General features: G+C 68.6%; 10 protein-coding genes. 9 read left to right on the forward strand and 1 reads right to left on the reverse strand.

Going from position 1 to position 10,257, the window contains the following annotated elements:
• Positions 1-84 precede the first annotated feature (84 nt).
• The 9 genes from RT97_RS22280 to RT97_RS22320 all read left to right on the forward strand — a co-directional run bounded on the left by RT97_RS22280 (position 85) and on the right by RT97_RS22320 (position 9,825).
• Complete coding sequence (locus RT97_RS22280; protein WP_042581012.1) at positions 85-876, forward strand: SDR family oxidoreductase; 792 nt, start codon at positions 85-87, stop codon at positions 874-876.
• A gap of 61 nt (positions 877-937) precedes the next feature.
• On the forward strand, positions 938-2,191 hold the full coding sequence (locus RT97_RS22285) for a branched-chain amino acid ABC transporter substrate-binding protein (RefSeq protein ID WP_042581013.1): 1,254 nt from the start codon (positions 938-940) through the stop codon (positions 2,189-2,191).
• Positions 2,192-2,276: 85 nt separating this feature from the next.
• The gene (locus RT97_RS22290; RefSeq protein WP_042581014.1) at positions 2,277-3,218 is read left to right on the forward strand and encodes a branched-chain amino acid ABC transporter permease; all 942 of its coding nucleotides are present in this window, start codon (positions 2,277-2,279) and stop codon (positions 3,216-3,218) included.
• 4 nt (positions 3,219-3,222) lie between these two features.
• Positions 3,223-4,467, forward strand: coding sequence for a branched-chain amino acid ABC transporter permease (locus tag RT97_RS22295; RefSeq protein WP_042581015.1), 1,245 nt, complete (start codon positions 3,223-3,225; stop codon positions 4,465-4,467).
• Positions 4,464-5,219 carry an ABC transporter ATP-binding protein gene (locus RT97_RS22300; RefSeq protein ID WP_042581016.1) on the forward strand — a complete coding sequence of 252 codons (756 nt, stop codon included), beginning with the start codon at positions 4,464-4,466 and terminating at the stop codon, positions 5,217-5,219. The genes RT97_RS22295 and RT97_RS22300 overlap by 4 nt, the downstream gene beginning before the upstream one ends.
• Entirely contained in the window at positions 5,216-5,938 is a 723-nt protein-coding gene (locus RT97_RS22305; RefSeq protein WP_042581017.1) for an ABC transporter ATP-binding protein, read from the forward strand. Before RT97_RS22300 ends, RT97_RS22305 begins: the two co-directional genes overlap by 4 nt.
• A gap of 39 nt (positions 5,939-5,977) precedes the next feature.
• Positions 5,978-6,925 (forward strand): 3-keto-5-aminohexanoate cleavage protein, encoded by a 948-nt coding sequence (locus RT97_RS22310; RefSeq protein WP_042581018.1) that lies wholly within the window; start codon positions 5,978-5,980, stop codon positions 6,923-6,925.
• Between the two features lie 42 nt (positions 6,926-6,967).
• Positions 6,968-7,873 (forward strand): SDR family NAD(P)-dependent oxidoreductase, encoded by a 906-nt coding sequence (locus tag RT97_RS22315; protein WP_042581019.1) that lies wholly within the window; start codon positions 6,968-6,970, stop codon positions 7,871-7,873.
• A 170-nt stretch (positions 7,874-8,043) separates the two neighbouring features.
• A complete protein-coding gene (locus RT97_RS22320; protein WP_042581020.1) occupies positions 8,044-9,825 on the forward strand; it encodes a tannase/feruloyl esterase family alpha/beta hydrolase in 1,782 nt (593 codons plus the stop codon).
• Positions 9,826-9,835: 10 nt separating this feature from the next.
• Here the strand turns inward: RT97_RS22320 and RT97_RS22325 are convergent.
• Positions 9,836-10,257 (reverse strand): MFS transporter (locus RT97_RS22325; protein WP_042581021.1); only part of this gene is annotated, 422 nt, incomplete at its 5' end.

The following is a 10,257-nucleotide window of genomic DNA, read 5'->3' on the forward strand; positions in this document are numbered from 1 at the left end:
GTCTCTGCCGCACATAGGTTTGCGCAGGCGCCTTCCGGACACTTGCCGTGCTGCACCGTTCACGAGACATCACGACAAACACAAATGAGCATCATCGATTCACTCCGGCCCGCGCCCGGCCTGCGTGTGCTGGTCACCGCGGGAGGCGCCGGCATCGGTGCCGCGGTGGCCCGCGCGTTCCGCGAAACGGGCGCGCGCGTGCATGTCTGCGACATCGACCGCGGCGCGCTCGACCGCCTGGCCGACGAGGCGCCCGAGATCACATCGAGCATGGCCGACGCCTCGGTGCCCGAAGACGTCGACCTCGTCTTCGACGACGTGCAGGGCGCGCTCGGCGGGCTGGACGTGCTGGTGAGTAACGTCGGCATCGCCGGGCCGACCGGCGCGATCCAGGACCTGAACCGCGGCGACTGGGAGCGCACGGTGTCGGTGAACCTCAACAGCCAGTTCTATTTCGCCCAGCGCGCGGTGCCCCTGCTCAGGCAGTCCACGCAGAGCCCGAGCCTCATCGCCATGAGCTCGGTCGCGGGGCGCCTCGGCTATGCATTCCGCACGCCGTACGCCGCGACCAAGTGGGCCATCGTCGGCCTCATGAAGTCGCTGGCGATCGAGCTCGGCCCGCACGGTGTGCGGGTGAACGCGATCCTTCCGGGCACGGTCGAAGGCGACCGCATGAACAGCGTGATCGGCGCGCGCGCGGCGACCGCGGGCGTGTCGGTGGACGCCATGCGCGCGGAGTACCTGCGGAAGATCTCGCTGCGCCGCATGGTCACGCTGGACGACGTGGCGGCCATGGCGCTCTTTCTCTGCTCGCCCGCGGCACGCAACGTGACCGGCCAGGCGATCAGCGTCGACGGGAACATGGAATACCTCTAGCGCCCCGCGCGGCCGGCGCGCCCCTTTTCGATTTCCTTTCAAAAAAAGCATGGAGACATCAATGCACAAGTTCAACGCACTCGCTTTCGCCCTCGTTCCCGCGGTGGGCCTTCTTTGCGGCGCCGCATCGACCGCATCCGCCGCGCCGGTCAAGATCGGCGTGCTCGAAACGCTCTCGGGCCCGCAGGCCTCGTCGGGGCAGGCCTACCGCGCCGCCGTGCGCTACGCCATCGAGCAGATCAACGCCGCGGGCGGCTGGAACGGCGAGCCCGTCCAGCTGCTGGAGTACGACAACCAGGGCGGTCCCGCGGGCGCGGCCGACAAGCTCAAGGCGGCCGCCGCCGACGGCGTGCAGCTGATCGTGCAGGGCGCCTCGTCGGCCATCGGCGGGCAGATCACCGAGGACATCCGCAAATACAACCTGCGCAATCCCGGCAAGGAAATGGTGTACCTCAACGTCGGCGCCGAAGCGCTGGAGCTCACCGGCGAGAAGTGCAACTTCCATCACTTCCGCTTCGGCGGCGACCCGCAGGTGCGCACCAAGGCACTCGTGAACGCGATGAAGCAGGCCAACGCCCTGGGCACCAAGGTCTATTCGATCAACCAAAACTACTCCTGGGGCCAGGACATGGAGAAGGCCATCGCCGACAACGCGGCGGCGGGCGGCTACCAGGTGGTCGAGAAGACGCTGCACGACGTGAACAAGGTGCAGGACTTCGCGCCCTACGTCGCGAAGATCGCCGCGTCGAAGGCCGACTCGGTGCTCACCGGCAACTGGTCCAACGACCTGCTCCTGCTGATGAAGGCGTCGAAGTCGGCGGGCCTAAAGGCGCGCTTCGGCACGGTCTACCTCGACCAGCCGGGCAACCTCGCCAATGCCGGCGACCTGGCCGTCGGCCACTTCGTCGTGCAGACCTTCAACCCTGAAGCCGGCGGCGCCGAAGGCGAGCGATTCGTCAACGACTACAAGGCCAAGACCGGCCACGTGCCGGTGTTCATCGAGCCGCAGACCGTTTTCGGCATGGCGATGGTGGCCGATGCCTTGAAGCGCACCAAGCCCGAAGGCGGCGCGCTCAACGTGAACGCGTTCGCGAAGGCGCTCGAAGCCACCACCATCAAGACGCCGATGGGCGACATGAGCATGCGCGCGGCGGACCACCAGGCGCAGCTGCCGATGGTGGTGTCCACCGTCACCAAGGATGCGAAGTTCAAGGTCGACGACACCGACATGGGCTTCAAGCCGGTCAAGCGCTTCTCCGCACAGGAAGCCTCGACGCCCGCGCAGGCGAGCTGCGCGATGAAGCGGCCCGGCTGAGCCCGCGCATTCCCTGAATCTTCACCAGGCCGGCGGAGCGAAGGCGCCCCGGCCGGCGCAGCTTTGGCTGCCCCCGAGAAAACCTATGGACCAGATCATCGTTTCCCTCATGAACGGCGTCATCTACGGCCTCCTGCTGTTCATGGTGTCCGCCGGGCTCACGCTCATCTTCGGAATGATGGGCGTGCTCAATTTCGCGCACGCCTCGTTCTACATGCTCGGGGCGTACTTCGCGTACACGCTGCAGGGCGCGATCGGCTTCTGGCTCGCGCTGGTCGTCTCGCCGGTGCTCGTGGGGCTGGTGGGCGTGGTGGTCGAGCGCTTCTTCCTTCGGCGGGTGCATCACCACGGCCATGCGCATGAGCTCTTGCTGACCTTCGGCCTCTCGTTCATCGTGGCCGAATCGATCAAGCTTTTCTTCGGCAACTTCCCGGTCGACTACCGGATTCCCGCAGCGCTTGATGTGTCGGCCTTCACCGTCGGCGGTGCGCAGTACCCGGTGTACCGCCTCCTGATGGGCGGCGTGGCGATCGCGATGTTCGTGGTGATCTACCTGCTGCTGACGCGCACTCGCGTGGGCATCGTGGTGCGCTCGGCCATCTACAAGCCGCGCATGGCCGAAGCGCTGGGCCACAACGTGCCGCTGGTGTTCATGGGCGTCTTCGGCGTGGGCGCGGCGCTCGCGGGCTTGGCGGGCGCGGTCGCCGGCGCGTTCTACACGACGAACCCGAACATGGCGCTCGAACTGGGCGTGATGGTGTTCGTGGTGGTCGTGGTCGGCGGGCTGGGCTCTCTCGGCGGGGCGATGCTGGCCTCGCTGCTGATCGGCGTCGTCACCTCGCTCGCAGTCGGCGTGGACCGGAGCCTTGCCGACCTGTTCGCGCTCTTCGGTGCGGGCGAGTGGGCCGCGAGCGTCGGCGGCTTGATGACGCTGAAGGTCTCCAGCCTGTCCGCGACGATCCCGTTCGCGCTGATGTTGCTGATCCTGCTCGTGCGGCCGAGCGGCCTCATGGGCGAGAAGGCGTGACGCGATGAAGACCGGTCTTCTCCTCGTCCTCGCGGGCGTCGTCGCGCTTGCCGCGCTGCCCTTCCTGCTCTCGCAGGGTCTGCTGAACGCGGCCATCCAGATGCTCATCGCGGCGTTGTTCGCCAGCGCCTACAACCTGCTGTGCGGCCAGGCGGGCATGCTGTCGTTCGGGCACGCGGCCTACTTCGGCGTCGGCGCGTTCGGCACCGTGCATGCGATGAATGTCATCGGCGGCGCGGGGCTCCTGCCCACGCCGTTGATGCCGCTGGCGGGCGCCGCCTGCGGCCTGGTCTTCGGCGGCATCGCGGGCTGGTTCGCGACCAAGCGCACCGGCACCTACTTCGCGATGATCACGCTCGCGATCGCCGAGCTGGTGCATTCGCTCGCGCCGCATCTGAAGGGCCTCTTCGGCGGCGAGGCCGGCGTGTCCACCATGCGCATGCCGGCGTGGGGCCTGGATTTCGGATCGACCACGCAGGTGTACTACCTGACGCTCGCGTGGGTGTTGCTGTCGGTCGGGCTGCTGTTCCTCTTCACGCGCACGCCGATGGGGCGGCTCGCGTACGGCCTGCGCGAGAACAGCCACCGGCTGCGGTTCCTCGGCTACAACGTGCACGGCCTGGGCATGCTGGTGTTCGCGATCTCGGCGATGTTCTCCGGCATCGCGGGCGGCCTGCAGGTGGTGTCCAACGAATCGGCGAACTACGTGGTGTTCGATCCGGCGCTCTCGGCCGCGGTCGTGCTCAACACGTACATCGGCGGCGTGAAGGTGTTCCTCGGCCCCGCCTTCGGCGCAGCGCTCATGACCTTCTTCGGCTACGCCGTGTCCGACCTCACGCAGTCGTGGCTGCTCTACCAGGGCATCCTCTTCGTGCTGGTGATGATGTTCATGCCCTCGGGGCTCGCCGGCCTCATCGGCACCACCGGGCGCCTGCGCCAGCGTATCGGCATGGCGAAGCTGGTGCCCCTGGCGCTGTTGTCGATTGCCGCCGCGCTGCTGCTGAGCATGGGCGGCGCGTTCGCGGTCGAGATGCTGCAGCGCATCTTCTCGCAGGACTACCGCGCGATGGCCAAGCTCGCCGCAGGCGGCGCGTGGCCCCCGGTCACGCTGCTCGCGCGCACCTGGTCGCCGACGGCGTTGACCACCTGGGCGGTTCCGGTGGTGCTCGTCGGCACCGGGGCCTTGCTCGCATGGGTCGGGCAGCGAAAGCTCAAGCAGGCCACCGAGCGCGTGGGAGATGCCGCATGAGCGATCCGATCCTCAGCATCCGGGGCTTGCGCAAGGCTTTCGGCCCGACGGAAATCATGCGCGGCGTGGACCTCGACCTGCACGACGGCGAAAGGCACGCGCTCATCGGCCCGAACGGCGCAGGCAAGTCCACGCTCTTCCATCTGATCTCGGGCCATCTCGCGCCGACCGCCGGAACGATCCATTTCGACGGCCACGCGATCGGCGGCCGCACGCCACAGGCGATCAACCGGCTGGGCCTCGCGCGCTCGTTCCAGATCACGAACATCTTTCCCAAGCTCACCGTGTTCGAGAACATCCGTCTCGCGGTGATGCGTCCGCACGGGCTTGCGTACGCGTTCTGGAAATTCATCGACAGCGACCGGCGCGTGCGCGAGGAGACCTGCCGCCTGCTGGAGCTGGTGCGCCTCACGGCCCGGGCCGACACGATCGCGGGCGAGATGGCGTACTCCGAGCAGCGCTCGCTCGAGATCGCGATGACGCTGGCCTCCGACCCGAAGGTGATCCTGCTGGACGAGCCGATGGCGGGCATGTCGAACGAGGAAACGCACTACACGGCCGAGCTGATCCTCGAAGTGACGAAAGGCCGGGCGCTGATGCTCGTGGAGCACGACATGGACGTGGTGTTCTCGCTCAGCGACCGCATCAGCGTGCTGGTCTACGGCCAGGTGATCGCGACGGGCACGCCCGACGAGATCCGCGCCAATGCGAGCGTCAAGGAAGCCTACCTGGGCGAGGAGGTGGCCGAATGAGCACCGCTGCAGAAACCTTGCTGCAGGTCGATGACCTCCACGCCCACTACGGCAAGAGCCACATCCTGCATGGCGTGAACCTCAAGGTGGCGCGCAACGAGGTGATCAGCCTGCTCGGGCGCAACGGCTCGGGGCGCTCGACCACCATGAAGGCCGTCATGGGGCTGGTCACGCCGACCTCCGGCCGCATCCAGCTGCAGGGCCGCGAGCTCGCGGGCGCGAGGCCCTACGCCATCTGCCGCGCCGGCATCGGCTACGTGCCCGAGGAGCGCGAGGTGTTCGCCAACCTCACGGTCGACGAGAACCTGCGCATGGGCGAGCAGCCGCCCGTGCCCGGCGCGCACCGCTGGCGCATCGAGGAGATGTTCGACTACTTCCCACGCCTGAAGGAGCGCCGCAACACCAAGGCCGGCAGCATGTCCGGCGGGGAGCAGCAGATGCTCACGATGTGCCGCTCCCTGCTGGGCAATCCGCTGGTGCTGCTGATCGACGAGCCCACCGAGGGCCTCGCGCCGAAGATCGTCGCGCAGGTCGCCGAATGCATCCGCGACATGCACCGCAAGGGCGTCTCGGTCGTGCTGGTCGAGCAGAAGCTGGCCATTGCGCTGAAGGTCTCCACGCGCGTGTGCGTGATGGGGCACGGGCGCATCGTCTTCGAGGGCACGCCGCAGGAGCTGACGGCCAACGAGCAGCTCGTGGCCGAGTGGCTCGCGGTCTGACGCCACCCACTTCTTTCATTCACCGCTGCGAACCCCCACATGGCAACGACAACCACCCAAGACAAGGTCATCATTTCCTGCGCGGTCACCGGCTCGGTCCATACGCCGACGATGTCCGAATACCTGGCGCTCACGCCGGACCAGATCGCCGAGCAATCGATCGAAGCCGCCGAGGCCGGCGCCGCCATCCTGCACCTGCATGCGCGCGACCCGAAGGACGGCCGGCCCTCGGCCGATCCGAAGATCTTCGATGCCTTCGTGCCGCGCATCCGCGACGCCACCGACGCGGTCATCAACATCACCACCGGCGGCAGCACGCGCATGACGCTCGAGGAGCGCCTGGCCTATCCGCTGCAGGCCAAGCCCGAGATGTGCTCGCTGAACATGGGCTCGATGAACTTCTCGATCCACCCGGCAGCGCGGCGCGTGTCCGAGTGGAAGTACGACTGGGAGAAGCCCTACGTCGAAGGCATGGAGGACCTGATCTTTCGCAACACCTTCCGCGACATCAAGCACATCCTGAAGGTACTGGGCGATGACTGCGGCACGCGCTTCGAATTCGAGTGCTACGACGTGGGCCACCTCTACAACCTTGCGCACTTCGTGGACGAAGGCCTCATCAAGGGCCCGCTCTTCATCCAGAGCATCTACGGCATCCTGGGCGGCCTCGGGCCGGACCCGGAGAACCTGGTGGTGGTGCGCACCACCGCCGACCGCCTCTTCGGCCGCGACGGCTACCGCTTCTCGATCCTCGGCGCGGGCCGCCACCAGATGCCGCTCCTGACCATGGGTGCGGTGATGGGCGGCAACGTGCGCGTCGGCCTGGAAGACAGTCTTTATCTCGCCAAGGGCCAGCTCGCGAAGTCCTGCGCCGAGCAGGTGAGAAAGATCCGCCGCATTCTCGAAGAGCTCTCGCTGGAGATCGCCACGCCCGACGAGGCGCGCGCCATGCTTGGCCTGAAGGGCCGGGACGCGGTCGCGTTCTGAGCGGACGCGCGAAGCCAACATTCATCAATCGGAGAAGCAGCAATGAACAAGTTCCTGGAAGGCCGCGTGGCCATCGTCACGGGGGCCGGCAGCGGCCTGGGCAAGGCCCATGCGATGGCGCTCGCGCGGCATGGCGCGCGCGTCGTCGTCAACGACGTGGCGGGGCGGCACGAGGGTTCGCCGGGGCGCGCGGTTGCCGACGAGATCGTGCGGGCCGGCGGCCTGGCCATCGCCGACGGTGGCAACGTCACCGATTTCGCGCAGATGGAGCAGATGGTCGCGCGCGCCATCGGCGAATGGGGGCGCGTCGACATCCTCGTGAACAACGCAGGCGTCCTGCGCGACAAGACCTTCTCCAAGATGTCGCTCGACGATTTCCGGCTGGTGATGGACGTGCACCTGATGGGCGCCGTCAACTGCGTGAAGGCGGTGTGGGAGCACATGCGCGAACGCCGTTACGGCCGCATCGTGATGACGACGTCCTCGTCGGGCCTGTACGGCAACTTCGGCCAGTCCAACTACGGGGCCGCGAAGATGGCGCTCGTGGGCCTCATGCAGACGCTCGCGCTCGAAGGCGCGAAGCAGAACATCCGGGTGAACTGCCTCGCGCCCACGGCCGCGACGGCCATGACCGAAGGCGTGCTGCCGCCCGAGGCGCTGGCAAGGCTGGCGCCGGCCAACGTGAGCCCGGGGCTCGTCGCGCTGGTGGGCGAGGACGCGCCGACGCGCACCATCCTGCTGGCGGGCGCCGGCAGCTTCGAGAGCGCCAACGTCACGATGACGCAAGGCATCTTCATCGGCGATGAGGAAGACCCGGTGGCGCAGATCCGCTCGCGCATGGAGGAGATCCTGGACCGCCAGGACGAGCGGGTGCCCGCCACCGGGTTCGAGCAGTACCAGCTCGAATTGTCGAAGGCAGGCATCGAGATGGCGCTGCCCGGCGCATAAGGCGGTTGCCGGCGCGCGGCAAGGGTTTTCACGGCATGGGGGCACCACATCGGATTCGCCCCGCCGGTGTCGGGTTCGCACATTGGATTCGGGAAGGGCGCGCGCGAGACTTTGTCGGGCTTCGAAAGAAGGCCGCGTACTCGACCTGCACGACAACGGAGACATACCCAATGAAATCCAGCAACAGAGACCTGGCCCTCGTGGCCGCGGCCTGCCTCGCAGCGACGGCCCTGCTCGCCGGCTGCGGTGGCGGCGGCAGTGGCGGCGGCGGCTTCCCGCTCGTGACCCTGCCTCCGGCCGCGCCGCCGCCCGCCGCGCCACCCCCAGCCGCACCGCCGCCGCCTTCGCAGCCCGCTGCGCTCACCTGCGACCAGTTGCAGGGCATGACCGTCGCCGCATCGGCGATCGGCCTGCCCACCTCCGGCGCCACCGTGACGTCGGTCAAGACCGTGGCCGCCAGCGGCACTGGCGCGACGGCCGTGCCCGAGTACTGCGAGGTCGCGGGCAAGATCGCGCCGGTCGATGCGGCCGCGCCGAACATCCTGTTCCAGCTGGCATTGCCCACGCGCTGGAACCAGAAAGTCGTCATGTTCGGCGGCGGCGGGTTCAACGGCACCATCCCGAACGTCAAGGGCAACGTGCCGAACGGTCCGGTCGACCAGCCGACGCCGCTCGGCCGGGGCTACGCCACCTTCGCGAGCGACTCGGGCCACCAGGCCAACGCGCTCGGCTCGCAGGACGGCTCGTTCGGCCTGAGCGACGAGGCCGTGCGCAACTTCGGCGGCGACGTGCTCAAGAAGGTGCACGACGTCGCGCTCTCATTGGTGAAGGCGCGCTACGCGGCCAGCCCGGTGAAGGCGTATTTCGCCGGCGGCTCCACGGGCGGGCGCGAGGCGCTCACGGCGATCCAGCGCTGGCCCGCGGACTGGGACGGCGCGATCGCGTGGTACCCCGCGTGGAACGACGCGTCGGCGCTGCTGGCCGGGCACCGCATGAGCCGCGCGCTCGCGCAGCCGGGCGCCTATCCCAACGTCGCGAAGCGCGAGGTTCTCTACAAGGCCGCGATGGAAGCCTGCGACGCGCTCGACGGCGCCACCGACGGCCTCATCAGCAACCAGAACCTCTGCAACGCGCGCTTCGATCCGTCGACCGCCACGCTGGCCGGTGTCGCGGTGCGCTGCCCGGGCGGCGCGGACACGGGCAACACGTGCCTCTCGGATGCGCAGATCACCGCGCTGAAGACGATCGACACGCCGACGAACTTCAACTACCTGCTCGCGAGCGGGGAGACGCAGTACCCCGGCTACAACGTGTGGGGCGCGGACCTGGGCATCACCACCTGGACTTCGCCGCTGGAGCCGGTGGTGACGTTCCTCGCGTTCGGCACTTCGCAGCCGGGCCGGCCGATGCCCGCGACCGCGCCCTATGTCAGCGTGCTCACCGACCAGTGGATCAAGTACTCGGTGACGCGCGACCCGCTCTTCGACTCGCTCTCGCTCGATCCGGAAAACGCCGGCCCCTGGGCCAATCGCATCAGTTCGCTGAGCACGCAGCTGGACGTCAGCACCGACATCTCCGCGTTCAAGGCGCGCGGCGGCAAGCTGCTCCTGGCCCACGGCCTGGCCGATGTGCTGGTGAGCACGCGCGCCACCGAGCAGTACTACCAGCGGCTGCAGTCGCGCCTGGGGCTCGCGGAAGTCGATTCGTTCGTGCGCTACTACGAGGTCGCGGGCCTGGGCCATGCGGTGAGCAGCGTCTTCAACGCGACCTGGGATTCGCTCACGGCGCTGGAGCAATGGGCCGAGAAAGGCACCGCGCCCACGGGGCAGGTGACGACCGACACGGCCGGCGTCCCCGGCCGCACCCGGCCGTTGTGCGACTACCCGAAGTGGCCGCAGTACAAGGGGGCCGGCGACGTCAACCTCGCGGCATCGTTCCGCTGCGCCGACTGAGGGCGTCCGCTCAGGGCTTGCGGGGCGCGGGCAGCAGGCGCACGGCCAGTGCCGCCGCTGCCGTGCCGGTCGCCAGCCACGTCACGCCGGCCCAGCCCCACTGCGCGAGCGCCAGGGCGCCCAGCGCCGAGCCGGCCGCCATGCCGATGAACATGCTGGTGAACAGCACCGCGTTCAGCCGGCTGCGTGCGCCGGGCTCGATGCCGTAGACGATGGTCTGGTGCGCGATCAGCGTGGCCTGCAGGCCCAGGTCGAAGCCGACGGCCGCGATGGCCAGCAGCCAGAGCTGCGCGTGCGGCAGCATCAGCGGCGCGAGCCCCATGGCGGCGAACGACACCACGGCCAGTCCCGCGCCGAGGCGCGTCACCAGCTGCGGCCCGCGCCGGTCGGCCAGGCGCCCGGCCAGCGGCGCCGCGAGCGCGCCCGCCGCAC

Origin of the sequence: Variovorax paradoxus (assembly GCF_000834655.1) — a bacterium.
Lineage (GTDB): Bacteria > Pseudomonadota > Gammaproteobacteria > Burkholderiales > Burkholderiaceae_C > Variovorax > Variovorax paradoxus_F.

What these genes read in the sequence shown, in the direction of transcription:
- RT97_RS22295 (WP_042581015.1), top strand. Translation starts at nt 3,223, where the DNA reads ATGAAGACCGGTCTTCTCCTCGTCCTCGCGGGCGTCGTCGCGCTTGCC.
- RT97_RS22305 (WP_042581017.1), top strand. Translation starts at nt 5,216, where the DNA reads ATGAGCACCGCTGCAGAAACCTTGCTGCAGGTCGATGACCTCCACGCC.
- RT97_RS22310 (WP_042581018.1), top strand. Translation starts at nt 5,978, where the DNA reads ATGGCAACGACAACCACCCAAGACAAGGTCATCATTTCCTGCGCGGTC.
- RT97_RS22285 (WP_042581013.1), top strand. Translation starts at nt 938, where the DNA reads ATGCACAAGTTCAACGCACTCGCTTTCGCCCTCGTTCCCGCGGTGGGC.
- RT97_RS22315 (WP_042581019.1), top strand. Translation starts at nt 6,968, where the DNA reads ATGAACAAGTTCCTGGAAGGCCGCGTGGCCATCGTCACGGGGGCCGGC.
- RT97_RS22300 (WP_042581016.1), top strand. Translation starts at nt 4,464, where the DNA reads ATGAGCGATCCGATCCTCAGCATCCGGGGCTTGCGCAAGGCTTTCGGC.
- RT97_RS22290 (WP_042581014.1), top strand. Translation starts at nt 2,277, where the DNA reads ATGGACCAGATCATCGTTTCCCTCATGAACGGCGTCATCTACGGCCTC.
- RT97_RS22320 (WP_042581020.1), top strand. Translation starts at nt 8,044, where the DNA reads ATGAAATCCAGCAACAGAGACCTGGCCCTCGTGGCCGCGGCCTGCCTC.
- RT97_RS22280 (WP_042581012.1), top strand. Translation starts at nt 85, where the DNA reads ATGAGCATCATCGATTCACTCCGGCCCGCGCCCGGCCTGCGTGTGCTG.